Raw genomic sequence first — 17,735 nt, forward strand, 5'->3', positions numbered from 1 at the left:
CCCCCTTTTGACGCGATTGAGCAGCCATGAAACTTCATCACCTCGAGGCGCTAGTCGCGGTGGCCGATACGGGGAGCATTCGAGCGGCCGCGCGCCTGATCGCCATTTCACAGACCGCAGTGAGCAAGGCACTGCGCGAGCTCGAAAATACGCAGCGTATGACGTTGCTCATGCGCGCCGCGAGCGGGGTCACTTTTACCGAAGCGGGCCAAAAGCTGCTCTCTCACGCACGTCAGGTAATCGGACAGTTGCAGCGGGCCGAAGAAGAAATGGCCGAGATGCGTGGCGAGCACATTGGCCAGCTTTCCATAGCGGTCACGCCATGGGTGATGCGGGCATTTGTGCCGGCGACGCTCGAACGGTTTCGCACGAAAATGCCCGATGTGCAGGTCGAACTGTTCGAAGGACTTTCGGCGGTCGCGCTGCCGCGCCTGCGTGACGGCGCGCTGGACTTCGCTGTCGTTCCACTGATTCCTGCCATGCCCGAGCAGGAGTTCGAGAATGAACCGCTCGTGTCGTTCAATACGTACGTTGTGGCGCGTCCGGATCACCCCGCCGTCGATGCGCGCTCCATCGGCGAACTGCTTGCAATGAACTGGGCGGTGAACTTCACCGTCTCAACCTATCCTGCGCAAATGCAGGATTTGTTCTGGCAGCATGGTTTCGATATCGAGCCAAGGCGGCTGCATTGCGCTCATTCGGCGTCTTTCCTGTTTGACCTGATCGGACACGCTGACATGATTGGACCTTGTCCAGCCCCGCTTATCATAAGTGGCCCTGGTACACCGCTTGTCAGGCTGGAGTTAAAAGAAGCGTTGCAGCCGAAAACAGTCGGCATCATCAAGCGCAGGAATGCCGTGTCGAGTGCGTCCGCGCGCTGCTTTATCGAGTGCCTTGTGGAGGTTATCCGGCAACGGGCCAGGTCCTCTCGCCGGGAAGACACCGTGCTTTTCGATGCGCTTAAGCTTCTTATTTGACCGAAACGGGTTTTCTGGCCCGCGCGTAGGCGAGCCAGTCCGCCATGCGCGTCAACGCGCCGAGCCTTGTGATTCGACGAGCACCTTGAGACGATCGAGCCCAGCACGATACAGCACCTCGTAATGCCCGACCAGCGCCGCCGCGTTTTGCGCGTCCAACGGCTCGAAGCGGCTCGACCACGTGACGGTCGTACTGTCCGCATCGCGTTGCCGTGCGCAGAGCGTGGCCGTGTAGCCTGTCACCGGATCGGGTCCATCCACGATCGAGTATCGGTACATCCTGTGCGCATCGTTATGCTCAAGCCGTTCCTCGACGATGAGTTTGCCGTCGATCGTTTCCAGATGCCGCAGCCGGCCGCCGTTCGACAGGCGCGAGGAACGGATGAATTCGAGCCAGCCGGGCAGCCCGTTGAAATCACCGAGTTTGGCCCAGACCCACTCGACGGGCGCGGCCATATCGACGGATATATTAACGCTTGCCATACTCATTGCCTTCTCGATTCCGTTCTGCCGGTGTCGGCGCGTTGGCGCTGATGACGCCGGCCGATTTCAGTTCCGCCCACAGCTCGGCGGGAATAGGGCTATTGGCGAGCGCGCGATTCTCTCCAATGCGCGCCGGGCGGCTCGCACCGGGAATGACGCCCGCCACCGCACCATGCGCAAGCGGGAACGCCAGCGCGGCCGCGCGGATATCCACGCCGAAACGCGCACAGATCGCCTTGATTTGCGCCACGCGGTCGAGCATGGCTTGCGACGCTTTCTGGTACTCGTAGTGCGAACCGCCGGCGAGCACGCCGGAATTATAAGGACCACCAACGATAATCCCCAGCCCGCGCTGCTGCGCTGCCGGCATCAGCTTTTCCAGCGCGTTTGCGTGGTCGAGCAGCGTGTAGCGTCCGGCGAGCAGGAAGCCGTCGGGGTCGGCGCGATCGAGCGCCAGCTCGCATGGCTCGATGCGATTGACGCCGAGTCCCCATCCCTTGATTACGCCTTCTTCGCGCAAACGGGTGAGCACCCTGGCCGCGCCCGTCATGGCCGTATCGAACACGTTGCGCCACGCGTCGCCGTGGAAATCCACGGCCGGATCATGAATCCAAACATAGTCCAGATAGTTCGTGCGCAGGCGCTTGAGGCTGTCCTCGATCGAGCGCAGCGTGCCGTCCGCGCTGTAGTCATAGACGATGCGGTTGGGCAGGCCGTGCTCGAAGAGGCCGCCCTTTTCGCCCAGATCGCGCGCCGTGGTGGATTCGGCCTCGTCCAGAATGAGGCGGCCCACTTTGGTGCCGAGGACGTACTCGCCCCGCGGATAGCCGGCGAGCGCCTGGCCGAGGCGCAGTTCCGCAAGCCCCGCACCGTAGAGCGGGGCTCCGTCGAAGTATCGAATGCCGCTATCCCAGGCGGCCTGAACCGTGGCGATCGCTTCTTCCTCAGGGATGTCGCGATACATGTTGCCGAGCGGGGCCGTTCCGAAGCCGATCCGCGAGGGAATGGTGATGCGCATGAGTGCTCCTTCAAATGTTTCAGGTCAGGTCATCTGGCCTCATGAGGCCGATTTCGTCGGACCCATGAGTTGCAGTGTGTCCCTGCGTGCCGCTCAGGCCGCAGCCGCGGCGCCGTCGAGCAGAGGGTAGTCGATCAGGCCTTTCGCGCCGCCGCCGAACAGCGTTTCGCGCTCGTGCTGCGCAAGCGGTGCGTCCACATGCAGACGTTGCACGAGGTCGGGGTTGGCGACGAACGGGCGGCCGAAGGCGATGAGATCGGCCCAGCCGTTCTCGATGGCGTCGCGTGCGCGTTCGCCCGTATAGCGGCCTGCATAGATCAGGACGCCGGGATAGGCGGCACGCAGCCTGCGCTTGAATTCGAGCGGCATGTGAGGCGCGTCGTCCCAGTCGGCTTCCGCGATGTGAATGTAGGCCACGCCGATCTCGCCGAGCAGTCTGGCCGCCGCAAGATAGGTCGTCTCCGGATCGGCGTCCACGCAGCCGTTCAGCGTCGTGAGCGGTGCGAGGCGGATGCCGACGCGTCGCGCGTCACCCGTGCCTTCGATGAGCGCGCGTGCCACTTCGCCGAGAAAGCGCAGACGGTTTTCGAGCGAGCCGCCATATTCGTCGGTGCGCGTGTTCGCGTTGGAGTCGATGAACTGATTGACGAGATAGCCGTTCGCCGCGTGCAGTTCGACACCGTCGAAGCCCGCCTCGATCGCATTGCGCGCCGCCGCGCGGTACTGGCTCACGACTTCGCGAATCTCGTCGATGCCGAGCGCACGTGGTTCGGATGCCTGAACGAAACCCGGCACGCCGTCATTTTCACCGGCGATGAACACGTTCACGCCTTGCGCCTGAAGCGCCGAGGACGACACCGGTTGCTGGCCGCCGAGCAGGCTCGTGTGGCTCAGCCGGCCAACGTGCCAGAGCTGCGCGAAGATTCGGCCGCCCCTGGCATGAACCGCATCCGTCACCTTGCGCCATCCTTCGACCTGGGGCGCGGTATGAATGCCGGGCGTCCACGCATAGCCTTTGCCGAGCGGCGCGATGTACGTGCCCTCGCTGACGATGAGCCCGGCGTCGGCGCGCTGTGCGTAGTATTGAGCCATCAGGTCATTGGCTTCGTCGCCGGGCTGGCTCGCGCGCGAGCGCGTCATCGGCGGCATCACGATGCGGTTGGGCAGCGTCAGTGCGCCTAGCTGCAGCGGCTGGAAAAGCGGATCATGTTTCATGATGTATTTCCTGTTCAGGTTCACGGCGCATGCGCCGTGAACGTTCGAAATGCGTTTGTGTTGACTAGTCCCACTGCGCGGCGAGACCTTCGGGGCTGACTTCGCGGCCATTGCGTTCGAGTGCCGCGATGTCAGTCATGTCTTCGTCGGCCAGTTGCAGCGATTGGGCGAGCAGGTTACTCGCGAGGTTTTCGCGCTTCGTCGACGAAGGAATGACCGAGTAGCCGAGACGCAGCGCCCATGCGAGCGCCACCTGTGCCGGCGTCGCGTGGCGGCGTTCGGCGATCGCGCGGATGACCGGATCGCCGAGTACCTTGCCGTAGGCGAGCGTCATGTACGACGTGACGTGAATGCCTTCCTGCGCGAGGAACGCAACGAGCTTGCGGTTCTGCAGATACGGGCTCAGTTCGATCTGATTGGTTGCGATGTTTTCCTTGCCGACCACGGCGATCGCCTGCTTCGTGAGCTCGATGTTGAAGTTCGAGACGCCGATCTGCTTCGTGAGGCCTTGCGACTTCGCCTCGGCGAGCGCGCTCATGAATTCTTCGAGCGAGACGCCGTTGTTGGGCGCGGGCCAGTGGATCAAGGTGAGATCGACTTCGTCGGTGCGCAGTTTCTTGAGGCTGTCCTTGAGGCTCGGAATCAGTTTTTCGCGGGAATAGTTATCGACCCAGATCTTGGTGGTCAGGAAGAGCTCCTTGCGCGCGACGCCCGAGGCGGCGAGTGCTTCGCCCACTTCGGCTTCGTTGCCGTAGATCTGTGCGGTGTCGATTGCGCGGTAGCCAGCTTCCAGGCCGTTGCGCACCGAGTCGATGACGACCTGGCCTTGCAGGCGGAAGGTTCCCAGGCCGAATGCGGGAATGGGGTTCATGCGGATGGCTCCAGTATGTCGATGGAAATGGGAGGAGAACTTCACTGGCGATTTTCGAAAACGAAGCAGGGGCTCAGTGCGTGACTGCCACGGGCTCGGCGGTACGCTCGGGCAGGCCGTCGCGCTGGTCGAAGCGGCCGCTGAGCGCGGTGAGCGCGAATGCGCCGAGTGTCACGACAGCGGCGATCCACGGCGTATGCCCGAGGCCGATGTGCGCCACAATCAGCCCGCCCAGCGACGAGCCGCCTGCGACGCCGATATTGAACGCGGCGATGTTGAAGCCCGATGCAACGTCGGCGGCTTCCGGCGCGAAGTGGCGTGCCTGCTTGACGACGTACACCTGCAGGCCCGGCACGTTGCCGAACGCCACGGCGCCCCAGCAAAGCATGGTGGGCACGGCAAGCCAGGGGCTGTGCACCGTGAACGTGAGGGCGAGCAGCACGAGGGCGAGCAGGAGAAAAATGCGCTTGAGAGCCCGCACCGGGCCGATGCGGTCGGCGAGCTTGCCGCCCCATACGTTGCCGACCGCCACGGACAGGCCATAGGCGACGAGCACCATGCTGACCGTCGAAGGCGAGAATCCGGTGATCTGTTCGAGCAGCGGCGCCATGAATGTGAAGGCAATCAGCGATCCGCCATAACCTACGGCGGTCATCGCATAGACCAGCGCGAGACGCGGCTGGGCGAGCACGCGAAATTGCTGAAGCAGCGGCGCCGGACGCGTATGCGCGAGGTGGCGGGGCACGAAGGCCAGCGCGCCGAGAAATGCAATGAGGCCGAACGCGGCGACGACGAGGAACGTGGCTCGCCAGCCGAAGTGCTGACCAATGAACGTACCTAGCGGGATACCTGCGACGAACGCGACCGTCATGCCGCTGAACATGGTCGCGATCGCGCTTGCGGCCCTGTCCCTGGGAACGAGTGTCGTTGCGATGATCGAGCCGACGGAGAAGAAGACGCCGTGCGCGAGGCCGGTCAGAATGCGGGCCACGATCAGCGACTCGAAATTGGGGGCGCGCCAGGCGACGAGATTGCCGATCGTGAAAAGCGCCATGAGTCCCACGAGCAGCAGCTTGCGCGGAACGCGGCCGGTGAGCGCGGTGAGCAAGGGCGCGCCAATGGCAACGCTGAGCGCGTAGATGCTGACGAGGAGGCCAGCAGACGGCAGGCCGATGCCGAGATCGGACGAGATCGTCGGCATCAGGCCGACAATCACGAACTCGGTCGTGCCGATGGCAAAAGCGCTGATGGTGAGCGCGAGAAGGGCGAGAGGCATCGTATCCTGTCCTGAGCTTCGTTGAAGACGGAACGGAGTGTGCGCTCTTTAGTTTTGACTAAAAACCCGTGTATAAACCAAAATTTTTTGATTTTAAGTAAAAAATGAAAGTCACCCTCGATGAACTGCAGGCGTTCGTGAGCGTTGTCGATTCCGGCTCCATTACCGCTGCCGCGGAGCAGCTCGGCCTCACCATTTCGGCCACGAGCCGCACGCTCGGAAGGCTGGAGGACAAGCTCAAGACCACGCTGCTGCGCCGCACGACGCGCCGTCTGGAGCTGACCGAGGAGGGCCGTGCGTTCCTGATCGATGCGAGGGCGATCATCGCCTCGGTCGAAGGGGCGGAAGAGCAGATGGCCGCGCGCCGCGAACGGCCTTCCGGACGGTTGCGGGTGGATGCGGCCACACCCTTCATGCTTCATGTGATCGTGCCGGTCGTGCAGGGCTACCGCGAGCGCTATCCACAGGTCGAGCTGGAGCTGAACAGCAACGAAGGGATCATCGATCTATTGGAGCGGCGCACCGATGTGGCCATCCGCATCGGCACGCTGAAGGACTCGACGCTGCACAGCAAGGCCGTGGGCCGCAGTCGCCTGCGCATTCTGGCGAGTCCCGCGTATCTGGAAGCTCATGGCCACCCGAAGCGCACCGAAGATCTGGCGAAGCATACGTTGCTGGGGTTCAATCAGCCGGAGGCGCTCAATGTCTGGCCCGTTATGGGACCCGACAATGAGCTGTACCGGATCGCCCCGGCACTCTGGTCGTCGAGCGGCGAAACGCTTCGGCAGCTTGCGTTGGCGGGAGCAGGCATTGTGTGCCTGTCCGATTTCATGACGGCGCGCGATCGTCGCGACGGGACGCTGGTGCCGCTTTTCTCGCGTCAGACCCACGACGTCCGGCAGCCAATCAACGCGGTTTACTATCGCAACACTGCGATTTCGGCGCGCATAGCCTCGTTCGTTGACTACCTGCTTGAGGCCGTGAGCGGCACGGAATTCGGGCGTTAGCGTGAACTGGAATGCAGCCCGTCCACGCGCTATACGAAATTCGATTATGTGCCGACGGCCGGGGGCAATTCGTTTGCCCGCTCGCCGCATACGACGATCAACGCGGGCGGCGAATACCGTCTGCCGTCCGAGATCGGCACCTTCGCCCTGAGCGGCGACATCGAGAAACAAGCTGGACCGGCCTTCCGGATGTATGGGCGGCGTCCACGTATATTCCGCCGGGTGAGGCCATCAACATCGTGTTGATGGTCGGCGGCAAAAAGTCGATGCACCATTAACGTGCGCGCGGGCACGACGCAGCTGTTTTCATTTTCCCGGTCACGCCTTGCTGGTGCACTTGCGGCACGATGCACAACCGGCGCTGGGCATCCTCGAATTGAGGCGACCAGCGATTACCTCGCAAGTCAGCCAGGGTGTCCGATCGTCGCGAATCATTCTGTCTCAAGATCTGTTACGCATATGCCGTTATGGAGGAGTCGCCACTTCGGCCTATTGTTAAGCATTTCGTAAGATTGGCGATTCGCGCACATACCATGACGATCAAATTCAAATTACGCCTGCTGATGCTTGCCACGCTGATCTCGATCGGCGCCGGCATTACCGTGACCGCGCTGGGCTTCAGCGCGGTCAGCGACGCGCAGGACGATTCGCACCGCCGCGAGGCGCAGATTCAGGGGCTCCTGGAAATCAAGGCCAGCGCATTTTCGACCGTCCAGCTCGATCCCTCCACCGACGACACGCGCCGGATCTTTGCCGATGCCGAGCGCAATATCGGTGACTGGACCGGCAAGATCGCGCCGATGTTCCATTCCGCCGAGCAGCAGGAGCGGCTCAAGGATCTGCAGGCGCATTGGAGCGACTACGACGGCAAGTCACGCCAGTTGATGGACCTCGCGGCTCAGGACCCGAAAACGGCCAATGCGCGCGTGATCGAGCTCTATCACGCCGGGTTCGAACCGCTGCGCGCGACGATCGAAGCCATCATCGCCGATGCCCACCGGCGTGGCGACGAAGCGCTCGCGCGCGCCAACCACACCAGCGCCATCGCCAACACCACGGTGATCGCCGCTCTCGCGCTGGCGATGGTGATCGTCGTCGGATGGATCGCGGTGCTCTCGCGCTCGATCGGCCGCTCGCTCGCCGGCATCGAGGACACGCTGGAGCGCACAAGCGCCTCGCTCGATCTCACGCTGCGCGCGCCCAGCACGAACGCCGACGAAATCGGCCGCACCGCGCGCGCGTTCAACCAGTTGATGGCCCGCATTGCCGAGGTCATGACGACGGTGCGCGATTCGGCGGAAACCGTGAGCACGGCCTCGAAGCAGATCGCGGCAGGCAACATCGATCTGTCGAGCCGTACCGAAGAGCAGGCCGCCTCGCTGCAGGAGACGGCGGCGAGCATGGAGCAACTGACCGGCACCGTGCGGCAGAACGCCGACAACGCGCGGCAGGCCAATGCGCTCGCCCAGGCATCGACGGGCGTGGCGACGCGCGGCGGCGGTGTGGTGGCCGAAGTGGTCGCCACCATGGGCGAGATCAACGAAAGCTCGGCGAAGATCGCCGACATCATCGGAGTGATCGACGGCATTGCTTTCCAGACCAATATCCTGGCGCTGAACGCGGCCGTCGAAGCGGCCCGTGCCGGCGACCAGGGACGCGGCTTCGCGGTGGTGGCGGGCGAAGTGCGCGCGCTCGCGCAGCGCTCGGCGGCGGCGGCCAAGGAAATCAAGACGCTGATCGAAGACTCCATGGCGCGCATCGACAAAGGCTCCGCGCTGGTGGGCGAGGCCGGCCAGACGATGAACGAAGTCGTCAGCAGCGTTCAGCGCGTGACCGACATCATGGGCGAGATTGCCGCCGCTTCGGACGAGCAGAGCAAGGGCATCGATCAGGTGGGCACGGCCGTCACCCAGATGGACGAAGTGACCCAGCAGAACGCGGCGTTAGTCGAGCAGGCCACCGCCGCGGCGCAATCGCTCGACGATCAGGCCAGAAAGCTGCACGCCGAAGTCAACGCCTTCCGCCTGCCGGGCTGAGGCTTCAGCGGGTCGTATCTTCCTGCATCCACTGCAGGGAGAGCCGCGACAAGGTGCCGTCGGCCCGCAGCGCCTGGATCGCCGCGGCCAGCCGTGCGTTCCATTCGGGATCGCCTTTATCGACCGCGATCCAGTTCGGCTCCGCGTAGAGCCGGCTCACAATGCGAAACACCGGTGTGCGCTTGATGCGCAGGTTGGCGGTGGTTTCGTCGGTGATGACGGCGTCGAGCCGCACGCCGGGTCCGAGCGCCAGATTCTGGAAGGCCACCGATTCATCGTCCGGGACGATCTGCACCGCCCCGAACGGAAAGGCAATGGGCTTTTCGCCCGGTATCGACAAGGTCTTCTGCAGATAGCTCTCATAGCTCGAACCGAACCCCACGCCGACTTTGCGGCCGGTGAGATCGGCGGCGGAATGAATGCGCGTGTCGGCCCGGTTGACGACGAGCACTGCGGGCGAACTGTAATAGGGCGCCGCGAAATCCAGCGATTTTGCGCGTTCCGCGTTTGGCGTCATCGAGCAGATGCAGACGTCCCAGCGGCCGTTCCAGTGGCCTCCCACGATGTTTTCCCACGATGGCGAGTCGAGCACCAGCTTCGCGCCGAGGCGCTGCGCAACCGCTTTCGCCACGTCCACGTCGAAGCCGGCGAGCTGGTTCGAGTCGTCGATAAAGCCGAATGGCGGATCGTTGTCCACGACGATCACCCGCAGCCTATGAGACTGTTCGACGCGCTGGAGCGTTGTGCCTGCGTGCGCGGCGGTGATGGCCGCCGTCAGGCACAAGGCGGCGGGAAGGACTCGGAACAGGCGTTTCATGGTGGTCTGGCTCAGGTCGAAGGGCGCGGCGCGAAGCCTCGCCCGTAGCGTTGTTCGAGGCGTGCCTGCAGGAGTTCGCAGACGACGGACATGACCCAGTAGATGGCGGCCGCCGCGAGCAGCATTTCCATGTAGTGATAGGTGCTGCGGCCATACGACTGGGCGAGGAAATTCAATTCCCACACGCCCATCAGCGATACCAGCGAAGAATCCTTGAGCATGGAAATGAACTGGCTCCCGGCGGGCGGCACGATGATGCGTAGCGCCTGCGGCGCCACGATGCGCCAGGTGATCTGACGACGCGACATCCCGAAGGCGAACGCGGCTTCGACCTGGCCGTGCGGCACGGAAAGCACGCCGCTGCGGATCGTTTCGGCCAGATAGGCGCCGTAGTTCAGCGAGAGCGCGAGCACGCCGGAAGTAATCGGACCCATGACGACACCGACCTGCGGCAACGCCAGATAGATGACAAGCACCTGCAGCATCAGCGGTGTGCCGCGCAGGCAAGAGCCGTAGAAAGTCGCGAGGCCGAACGCGAAAGGATTCGACGACAGGCGGCCCCAGGCGACCAGCAAGGCAATCGCCGTGCTGCCGGCGATTGAAACCAGCGTGATCAGCAGCGTGAGCGGCGCGCCTGCGAGGAAGCCATCCGGCGAAAGATGCAAGCCGAGCAGAAAGGGCAGCTTCGATTCGACCAATGAAAACTGCAGGCCGAGCCTCGATAAACCCATGCCCAGCGCACCCAGCAGGATCAGCCAGGTCAGCGCCACGCGCGCGCGAAAGCGTGCGGCGTGACGCGCTTCGAGTGCAATGGAATGGCCGTGGGTCGAGCGCGATGGCATGAGTGGGTGCGATATCGGGAGAAAGGAGAAGGCATAAGCGAGGAACAAGAGGATAAGCGAATCCCTCTGGCCCGACTAGCTGACGGGCTTGCGCCGTCAAGAAAAAATACGCATTTCGATATCAGAATAAGGTATTAGCGAGTGGCGCCGAAGCCGGTAGCATCCGTTACCTGATATTTCGCTCGCGGATTTTATTGCATCGAGTTTGCCGGGTTCGGCCGGTCAGATTTTGATGGATAATTATTTGCAGTCCGAATAAATAAACATATTCCTCCGTATTCGATAATGAAGAAGAACAATTCACGGGGTACGCTGACCATCGGGATCGGTTCGCTGCTGGGCCTCGGTTCGATTGCCTCCGCGCTTGCGCAGTCAGCTCCATCAACGGATAACGGAGCCAGCGTGTCGCTCAACCCGGTCGTGGTCACGGGCAGCCGCGCGAGCAGCCAACGCCAGCGCGACAGCAGCACGCCGGTGCAGGTGGTGACTGCGCAGCAACTCGTCGCCACGGGGCAGGGGACCCTGCTCGACGCGCTGAAAACCGTCGTGCCGTCACTGACCACGCCTGCCGTCGGCTATGACGCTGGCGCACTGGCCCGGACCTTCCAGTTGCGCGGACTCGGCCCGGCCGAGACGCTCGTGCTCGTCAACGGCAAGCGGCGCCATCTGTCGGCATCCCTGTATGCCGACGAAGATCCCGCGCAAGGCGCCAACGCCGTTGACCTCGATCTCATTCCGATTGCCGCGATCGATCACGTGGAAGTGCTGCTGGGCGATGCTGCCGCACAGTACGGCTCCGATGCGATTGCAGGCGTGATCAATATCGTCCTCAAGAAGCAGAGCGAAGGCACGACGATCACCGCTTCCGGCGGCGGGTATCTGAATGGCGGTGGCGCGACCGGGCAGATCGATCTCGCGCATGGCATGGCGATCGGCGACGACGGTTCGCTCACCCTGAGCGCGACGCTGCGCCACCATAGTTCGTCCGATCGCAGCAGTGACAGCGGCGGTCCCGAACCCGCGCGCGTGCAGGGCGATCCGCAGACCAATCTGGGCACGTTCGGCTATAACTTCGAAAAGCCCCTCAACGCGAATATCACCCTCTACAGCTTCGGCACGGTGTCCGACCGCGATGTGCACGCCTACGAGGACTACCGTTCACCCTCGTACATCGCAAGCAGCCTGCCGGGGCTCGAGTCCATCTACCCGAATGGCTTTTCGCCAATCGAGCGCAGCCACGAGACCGATTACAGCTTCACGGTCGGCGTGAAGGGCACGACGGATTCGCATTGGGACTGGGATCTGAGCACGACCTATGGCCGTGACGAGATCAACCTGTGGAACGTCAATACGGCCAACTACAGCCTGCTGACCGATACGGGATCGACGCCGACCCAGTTCAAGGTGGGCAGCTATACCTCGTCCGAACTCACGACGAACCTCGATTTGAAGCACAGTTTTGCGGTCCCGCACTGGGCCTCGCCCGTCAACGTCGCGGTGGGTCTTGAGCATCGCTACGAAACCTTCGCGCTCGATGCGGGCGATGCCGCTTCGTATTACGACAGTGGGGCAGTGGCGTTTCCGGGCTACCGGCCCACCGATGCGGCCAGTGCCCAGCGCAACAGCATTGCTGCTTACGCGGACGTGTCCACGCATATTCTGCCCAAATGGCAGATTGATGCCGCCGTGCGCGGGGAGGATTATCAGCGCCTGGGGGCGTCCGTGGACGGCACGGTGTCGACCCGCTATGACTTCAGCCCCGCGCTGGGGCTGCGCGGTTCCGCCGGCACGGGCACCCACGCGCCGACACTGGTGCAGGAATACTACTCGGCAACGAACGTCACCACCGGCGGCGCGACGATACAGATCCCGCTCGATTCGGCGGGCGCACGCATACTCGGCGCGCCTGCGCTCAAGAACGAGACCTCGAAGCAGTTCAGTATCGGTTTCGTTGCGCAGCCGCTCACAGGGCTGCATCTGAGTGTGGACGCCTATCAGATCGACGTGAACAACCGCATCGTCGATTCGGGGCAGATTTCCGGCTCGTTGGCCGCGGCGGCCATCGCGGCCAACGGCACGGTGGTGCCCGCAGACGCCATCGACAATACCTACGCGCAGTTCTTCACCAATGGCGCCAATACGCGCACGCGAGGCATCGATGCCGCGCTGGACTATCGCTCGGACTTCGGCCGCTTTGGCCGGATCGACTGGAATCTGAACGCCACTTACAACCGCACTACGATCCGCTCGGTCAATACGCCGGCATCGCTTGCGGCCGCTGGCGTGGCGGTGCTCGATTCGATCCAGGTCTCGAATCTCACCACGGCGACGCCGCGTATCGTGATTTCGGGAACGGGCGCCTATACCTATGGCCCCTGGCATGTGACGCTGCGCGAGACGTATTACGGAAAGTCGTCGCAGACGCAATGGGCGACCGACTATAGCGGCTTCTACGCCGACAACATTAATCCGGCCTTTATTACGGACCTGGACGTGGCCTATCGCATCACACGGCACACGACGATCGCCATCGGCGCGAACAATCTCTTCAACAAGTATCCGAACCAGACCAATCCGAATGCGCGGCCGAACTACGATCTGTACCCGCACCTCTCGCCGTACGGCATCAATGGCGCGTATTACTACGCACGACTGACCGTGGTGATGTAAGGAGAACTCACTGAGACGCAGGGCGGCTCAATTTCGCCTCACTCCCAAAAAACGAGCGCCCGCAGTTCAATGCTGCGTCTGGGCGCCGCGTGGTCTGGCGTTTCGGGGTCGTCGAAGGCCGTGTGCGCGGTGAGCCGCGCCGTGCCGTCTTCCAGCGAATCGTAGATTTTCAGCAGCAGCGCTTCGTCGGGGCGCAGGCGTGGAAAGTAGAACCATCGATGCTGCGGATTCGCGAGAAACGAGTAGGTCTCACCAACCTTGTCGCGATAGACGAGGTCGGAGGCAACGAGATCCTCCGGCACGATCGAGCGCGCATCGCAGAGCGCCAGCGGCAGTTGCTCGACCTCGCTCAAGGGCCGCCACAGGTTGACGATGGCGAAACGTCGCGAGAGGCGTTGGCGCGCTTCCTCGGCGTTCAGATGATCGCGCACGCGTCGCGGCCCGGAAACAAAGGTCTGATCGTTGTGCACGCGCCGCACCGGCTCGCGCAGCGCCGCATTGGCGCGCGAGCCTTGCGCGCTGTCGCGCAGCGTGTGATCGAAGATGACGGCTTTGGCGGCGCCCGTGGTGGCGCGCAGCAAGGCTTCGGCCTCGGGGTAGTAGATGTTGCGAATCCGCTCGTCGTCGCTGAAGTCGTTCAGCGCGCTGCGGTGCGCGATGAGTTGAAAGCCCTGCCGGTCGAGCCTGAGTTCGCCGCTTTGCGCCAGCGGACGCGCGTCCTGAATGGTCACGCGGCGTGCTTCGAGCACGCCCGTTTGCCACGGCGTCCCTTCGGGCGGCTCGAACGTGTAGTTCACGGGCCTCGGTGTGCCAGGCGCGAGATAGTTGAGTTCGGCCTCGACCGCATGAACGGCCGGAATGGCTGAAATGGGCGAAACATGCGAAACATGCGAAACAGAAGGCGATTCCGAAAGCACAGTGCTCATGAAGGCTCCGATCAAAACGGTTCGCGCCAAGGGCGCAGGTCGATTTCCTGGGTCCATGCGCTGCGATTCTGCCGATGCAACTGCCAGTAGCTTTCGGCGATGGCGTCAATGTGCAGCAGGCCGTCCGGGCCCGCGTCGCTCACGCGTTGCGGTGCCGCGCTGCGCAGCCGCTCTCCGTCGATGCCGCCATCGATGACGACGTGTGCGACGTGCACGCCGCGCGGCGAGAACTCGCGTGCGAGGCTTTGCGAAAGCGAGCGCAAACCGGCTTTTGCCGATGCGAACGCGGCAAAGGGCGGCCGCCCGCGCAACGAGGCCGTTGCACCCGTGAAGATCAGGCTGCCGGCGCCCGTTGGGGCGGTCGTGGCGTCGGGCGCATCGAGCAGCAGCGGCAAGGCCGCCCGCGCGAAAACGAAGCCGCCGAGCACATTGGTGCGCCAGGCCTGTTCGAATTGGGCGGTTTCCAGTTCGAGCGTGGGGGCGCGCACGGCATTGCCCGCGTTGAAGATCGCGCTGCGCAACGTGCCTTGCTCGCGGACCTGCGCGGCGATCTGCGCGATCTGTGCCTCGTTCGTCACATCAGCGGCCGCCGTCACGGCATGGCCGCCTTGCGCGCGTATTTCAGCGGCGATGGTATCGACACGCGACGTCGTGCGTCCGGTGAGAATGACCGTGTAGCCTTCGTGCGCAAAACGACGCGCAAGAGCGGCACCCAGTCCGGCGCTCGCGCCGACGCCGGCAATCCATGCAGTCGGCGCAGAAGAATTGGAAAGTTCACTCATAATGATTCACGCTAGCGCTCGCGCGGCGATTTGGAAAAGAACGAAACGTCATATGGTTATCAGGTGTTGAGTCAATGTGGCGCCAATCATGCGTAAACACTGGAAATGAGATAATCCTCGCGCCCGAATGGCCATATTGATTTAAATGGGGGATAAATGATCGATTCATCGGCTGTTGCGACGGTATTTGCGGTCTATGCGGCTGGCGTCGTCATACCCGGCCCTAACTTCGTCGCCGTCGTGCACAAGGCGGTGTCGGATACGCGCGCCGGAGCGCTCGCACTTGTTGCGGGTATCGTTGCGGTCAACCTGTTCTGGGCCACTTGCGCGATTCTCGGCATGAGCGCGGTGTTTGCTGTGTTTCCGTGGCTCGCGTTCGGCGTGAAGCTGGCCGGTGCGGCCTATTTGATCGTGTTTGGTCTGCGTCTGATCGTATCGGCGCGCGCAGGCGCACCGGCCTCTCGCACCGTTGCCCGGCCGCCCCTGCAACGAAGTGCTTTCCTGCAAGGCGTGGCAACCAACATTGCGAATCCGAAATCCATTGCGTTTTACGCGGCGGTGTTTTCCTCGGCGGCGCCTGCTCACGTTGGTGTGCCGACGTTCTTCGCCATGCTTGCCACGGTCGGCGTGACGGCGACGGCGTGGTATGGCGCCGTCGCCGTCGTGCTGTCGCATCCCTCGATCGCGCTGGCGTATCGCCGCGCAAAAGCCTGGATCGACCGCCTGTGCGGCGGCCTCATCATTGCGCTGGGCGTTCGGCAGATGCTTCGCTAAGCAGGCTTTTACGCGGGACGCAACGCACGCGGCGCGCGCGTTCGACTTCAGATCTTGCCGACCAGATCGAGTGAAGGTGTGAGGGTTTGTGCGCCTGGCGTCCATTTGGCGGGGCAGACCTCGCCCGGATGCGAGGCGACATATTGTGCAGCCTGCACTTTGCGGATCAGTTCGTTCGCGTCGCGGCCAATGCCATTGTCGTGGATCTCGTAGAGCTTGATCTTGCCTTCCGGGTCGATCAGGAACGTGCCGCGCAACGCGAGGCCTTCGTCATCGATCAGGACATCGAAGTTGCGCGCGAGCGTGGCGGTGGGATCGCCGACGAGCGGGTATTGCACCTGGGCGATCGTCTCCGACGTATCGTGCCAGGCCTTATGGGTGAAATGCGTATCTGTGGAAACGCCATAGATTTCGACGCCGAGTTTCTGGAATTTGGCGTAGTGCTCGGCCAGGTCGCCCAGTTCGGTCGGGCACACGAAGGTGAAGTCGGCCGGATAGAAGACCACCACCGACCATTTGCCCTTGAAGTTTTCTTCGCTGACCGGCACGAATTTGCCGGCGTGATAGGCCGTTGCCTGGAACGGCTTGACCTGGGTGTTGATGAGAGCCATACGATATCCTTGGTTCAGTTATTCGTTACCGGATCGCCTGATGAATCTCTGGCGTAGCCATCACAGAGACTAGACAACCCGCAGGCGCGAAGGAACCGATCTTTTAATGGATGAAATCCGTGAGCGCTGGAAAGCGCACCCGGTATTCGCGCCGTGGCGTTGCAGCGCACATCAGTGCGGAAAATAATCGGGCAGGCGATAACCCTTGTACGTCGCGTTGCGCAGAATCGCCGTGCGGAATTCATCTGCGCGATAGGCCGCCACGATATCGGCGGTCGCCTGCGAATTGCGGTTCGCCGATTTGACCACCACCTGATTTACATAGGGCGACTGCATGTTTTCGAGCGCCAGTGCCTCGGTGAGGCGGTGACCGCTCGAAATCGCGAAATTGCCCTGAATGGCTGCGAAATCCACGTCCTGGAGCGCGCGTGGGGCCTGTGCGGTATCCAGCGGCACGATGCGGATACCTGCCGGATTGGCGACCACGTCATGCTCGGAGACATCGACGGGATTGGGATTCTCGCGAATACGGATCCAGCCCACCGCCTGCAGGATCTTGAGCGCACGCTCCAGGTTGACGGGGTCGTTCGGCACCGCGACCGTTGCGCCCGGCTTGACCTCGACGAGTGAATGATGGCGGGTCGAATAGAGTCCCATGGGCGGCGTGGGCACTTGCACGACGCCGACGAGATCGGTGCCGTTGCGGTTGTTGTATGCGTTCAGATAGACACTGTGCTGCATCACATCGGCCGCGATTTCGCCGTGCCACACGGCCTGATTTGCTTCGAGCCCCGTGCTGAAGTTCACGTACTGCACGGTATAGCCTTTGCGTTTGAGTTGCGGCTCGACGCCTTCGCGGAATTCGTCGGCATAAGGGCCGGGTACGAAGCCCACGCGCAATATGTGCGCGGTATTGTCGGCCGCTTGAACCGCCTGCGATTGCAGTGCGAGGAAGGCAAGGGCGGAAAGCAGGGTTTGAAACACTAGCCGATGTCGCATGGTGGCTTCTCTTTTTGCCTGAGTGCTGTCGGGATGCGGTCGATTGTTGCGATGAATCGTTGCGAAGAAAACCGACCGGGTAATCGGCCGATTATCAGCAGGCCGCCGAAGCGCGGTCAAAGAAGGAAACCTGCAATAGGTCCATGCATGCGTGGTTTGTCCTGGCGCAATCGTCGCCGCATACTCCTATGCTTTTGCGCGCGAGTCCGTCGTGGTGATCACCCTGGTCGCGTTTATCGGCGGCGCTCTCCAGGTGGATGTCCGGCGCTCAACCTACACGGAACACGACATTTCTATTTAGCGGAAACACGACATCTGAACTTTGGACTAACATGCAATGTCGTAGCCATTTCAAGATGTCGCGTTCGCAGCTAAATAGAAATGTCGTGTTTTGCGGGTTAAAAGGTTTGTCTCTAACGGGTTACAGCTCA

General features: G+C 62.6%; 16 protein-coding genes. 5 read left to right on the forward strand and 11 right to left on the reverse strand.

Translation table 11 applies throughout. The features are described from left to right. Window positions 1-26 precede the first annotated feature (26 nt). Complete coding sequence (locus B0G62_RS26340; RefSeq protein WP_103707112.1) at window positions 27-977, forward strand: LysR family transcriptional regulator; 951 nt, start codon at window positions 27-29, stop codon at window positions 975-977. Between the two features lie 51 nt (window positions 978-1,028). On the opposite strand, the gene B0G62_RS26345 is transcribed toward B0G62_RS26340, so the two are convergent. From B0G62_RS26345 to B0G62_RS26365, 5 genes are all read right to left on the reverse strand, one after another. After that, the gene (locus tag B0G62_RS26345) at window positions 1,029-1,460 is read right to left on the reverse strand and encodes an SRPBCC family protein (protein ID WP_103707113.1); all 432 of its coding nucleotides are present in this window, start codon (window positions 1,458-1,460) and stop codon (window positions 1,029-1,031) included. Further along, window positions 1,447-2,478 carry an aldo/keto reductase gene (locus B0G62_RS26350; protein WP_103707114.1) on the reverse strand — a complete coding sequence of 344 codons (1,032 nt, stop codon included), beginning with the start codon at window positions 2,476-2,478 and terminating at the stop codon, window positions 1,447-1,449. The genes B0G62_RS26345 and B0G62_RS26350 overlap by 14 nt, the downstream gene beginning before the upstream one ends. Before the next feature lie 93 nt (window positions 2,479-2,571). Next, window positions 2,572-3,693, reverse strand: a complete 1,122-nt coding sequence (locus B0G62_RS26355; RefSeq protein WP_103707115.1) for an alkene reductase — start codon at window positions 3,691-3,693, stop codon at window positions 2,572-2,574. A gap of 64 nt (window positions 3,694-3,757) precedes the next feature. Then, on the reverse strand, window positions 3,758-4,564 hold the full coding sequence (gene dkgB, locus B0G62_RS26360) for a 2,5-didehydrogluconate reductase DkgB (RefSeq protein ID WP_103707116.1): 807 nt from the start codon (window positions 4,562-4,564) through the stop codon (window positions 3,758-3,760). A 73-nt stretch (window positions 4,565-4,637) separates the two neighbouring features. Continuing rightward, window positions 4,638-5,840, reverse strand: coding sequence for an MFS transporter (locus B0G62_RS26365; RefSeq protein ID WP_103707117.1), 1,203 nt, complete (start codon window positions 5,838-5,840; stop codon window positions 4,638-4,640). A 104-nt stretch (window positions 5,841-5,944) separates the two neighbouring features. Between B0G62_RS26365 and B0G62_RS26370 the strand changes: the two genes are divergently transcribed. After that, window positions 5,945-6,847, forward strand: coding sequence for a LysR family transcriptional regulator (locus B0G62_RS26370; protein WP_103707118.1), 903 nt, complete (start codon window positions 5,945-5,947; stop codon window positions 6,845-6,847). Window positions 6,848-7,380: 533 nt separating this feature from the next. Next, window positions 7,381-8,883, forward strand: a complete 1,503-nt coding sequence (locus B0G62_RS32530) for a methyl-accepting chemotaxis protein (protein ID WP_103707120.1) — start codon at window positions 7,381-7,383, stop codon at window positions 8,881-8,883. A gap of 4 nt (window positions 8,884-8,887) precedes the next feature. Here B0G62_RS32530 and B0G62_RS26385 read toward each other — a convergent pair whose 3' ends face one another. Together B0G62_RS26385 and B0G62_RS26390 are read right to left on the reverse strand one after the other, a co-directional pair. Beyond that, window positions 8,888-9,700: a transporter substrate-binding domain-containing protein gene (locus tag B0G62_RS26385; RefSeq protein WP_103707121.1), complete on the reverse strand. Its 813-nt coding sequence runs from the start codon at window positions 9,698-9,700 to the stop codon at window positions 8,888-8,890. An 11-nt stretch (window positions 9,701-9,711) separates the two neighbouring features. Further along, complete coding sequence (locus B0G62_RS26390) at window positions 9,712-10,542, reverse strand: amino acid ABC transporter permease (RefSeq protein WP_103707122.1); 831 nt, start codon at window positions 10,540-10,542, stop codon at window positions 9,712-9,714. A gap of 402 nt (window positions 10,543-10,944) precedes the next feature. On the opposite strand from B0G62_RS26390, the gene B0G62_RS26395 reads away from it, so the two are divergent. Further along, entirely contained in the window at window positions 10,945-13,212 is a 2,268-nt protein-coding gene (locus B0G62_RS26395) for a TonB-dependent receptor plug domain-containing protein (protein WP_208624249.1), read from the forward strand. A 38-nt stretch (window positions 13,213-13,250) separates the two neighbouring features. Here the strand turns inward: B0G62_RS26395 and B0G62_RS26400 are convergent, their stop codons facing one another. Together B0G62_RS26400 and B0G62_RS26405 are read right to left on the reverse strand one after the other, a co-directional pair. Beyond that, window positions 13,251-14,138 carry a CmcJ/NvfI family oxidoreductase gene (locus tag B0G62_RS26400; RefSeq protein WP_167401343.1) on the reverse strand — a complete coding sequence of 296 codons (888 nt, stop codon included), beginning with the start codon at window positions 14,136-14,138 and terminating at the stop codon, window positions 13,251-13,253. Window positions 14,139-14,149: 11 nt separating this feature from the next. Further along, window positions 14,150-14,926, reverse strand: a complete 777-nt coding sequence (locus tag B0G62_RS26405; RefSeq protein ID WP_181315647.1) for an SDR family NAD(P)-dependent oxidoreductase — start codon at window positions 14,924-14,926, stop codon at window positions 14,150-14,152. A 150-nt stretch (window positions 14,927-15,076) separates the two neighbouring features. Between B0G62_RS26405 and B0G62_RS26410 the strand changes: the two genes are divergently transcribed. After that, window positions 15,077-15,694, forward strand: a complete 618-nt coding sequence (locus B0G62_RS26410) for a LysE family translocator (RefSeq protein WP_103707125.1) — start codon at window positions 15,077-15,079, stop codon at window positions 15,692-15,694. A gap of 47 nt (window positions 15,695-15,741) precedes the next feature. On the opposite strand, the gene ahpC is transcribed toward B0G62_RS26410, so the two are convergent. Both ahpC and B0G62_RS26420 read right to left on the reverse strand, forming a co-directional pair. Further along, entirely contained in the window at window positions 15,742-16,305 is a 564-nt protein-coding gene (gene ahpC / locus B0G62_RS26415; RefSeq protein WP_103707126.1) for an alkyl hydroperoxide reductase subunit C, read from the reverse strand. Between the two features lie 171 nt (window positions 16,306-16,476). Next, window positions 16,477-17,304 carry a MetQ/NlpA family ABC transporter substrate-binding protein gene (locus B0G62_RS26420; RefSeq protein ID WP_103707127.1) on the reverse strand — a complete coding sequence of 276 codons (828 nt, stop codon included), beginning with the start codon at window positions 17,302-17,304 and terminating at the stop codon, window positions 16,477-16,479. Window positions 17,305-17,735: the final 431 nt, after the last annotated feature.

Source organism: Paraburkholderia eburnea, assembly GCF_002917095.1.
GTDB classification, from domain to species: Bacteria; Pseudomonadota; Gammaproteobacteria; order Burkholderiales; family Burkholderiaceae; genus Paraburkholderia; species Paraburkholderia eburnea.

Bases quoted from the DNA above. Each gene is read 5' to 3' on its own strand.
- B0G62_RS32530 (WP_103707120.1), top strand. From the start codon at position 7,381: ATGACGATCAAATTCAAATTACGCCTGCTGATGCTTGCCACGCTGATC.
- B0G62_RS26340 (WP_103707112.1), top strand. From the start codon at position 27: ATGAAACTTCATCACCTCGAGGCGCTAGTCGCGGTGGCCGATACGGGG.
- B0G62_RS26365 (WP_103707117.1), bottom strand. From the start codon at position 5,840: ATGCCTCTCGCCCTTCTCGCGCTCACCATCAGCGCTTTTGCCATCGGC.
- B0G62_RS26420 (WP_103707127.1), bottom strand. From the start codon at position 17,304: ATGCGACATCGGCTAGTGTTTCAAACCCTGCTTTCCGCCCTTGCCTTC.
- B0G62_RS26350 (WP_103707114.1), bottom strand. From the start codon at position 2,478: ATGCGCATCACCATTCCCTCGCGGATCGGCTTCGGAACGGCCCCGCTC.
- dkgB (WP_103707116.1), bottom strand. From the start codon at position 4,564: ATGAACCCCATTCCCGCATTCGGCCTGGGAACCTTCCGCCTGCAAGGC.
- B0G62_RS26410 (WP_103707125.1), top strand. From the start codon at position 15,077: ATGATCGATTCATCGGCTGTTGCGACGGTATTTGCGGTCTATGCGGCT.
- B0G62_RS26390 (WP_103707122.1), bottom strand. From the start codon at position 10,542: ATGCCATCGCGCTCGACCCACGGCCATTCCATTGCACTCGAAGCGCGT.
- B0G62_RS26355 (WP_103707115.1), bottom strand. From the start codon at position 3,693: ATGAAACATGATCCGCTTTTCCAGCCGCTGCAGCTAGGCGCACTGACG.
- B0G62_RS26400 (WP_167401343.1), bottom strand. From the start codon at position 14,138: ATGAGCACTGTGCTTTCGGAATCGCCTTCTGTTTCGCATGTTTCGCAT.
- B0G62_RS26370 (WP_103707118.1), top strand. From the start codon at position 5,945: ATGAAAGTCACCCTCGATGAACTGCAGGCGTTCGTGAGCGTTGTCGAT.
- ahpC (WP_103707126.1), bottom strand. From the start codon at position 16,305: ATGGCTCTCATCAACACCCAGGTCAAGCCGTTCCAGGCAACGGCCTAT.
- B0G62_RS26385 (WP_103707121.1), bottom strand. From the start codon at position 9,700: ATGAAACGCCTGTTCCGAGTCCTTCCCGCCGCCTTGTGCCTGACGGCG.
- B0G62_RS26345 (WP_103707113.1), bottom strand. From the start codon at position 1,460: ATGGCAAGCGTTAATATATCCGTCGATATGGCCGCGCCCGTCGAGTGG.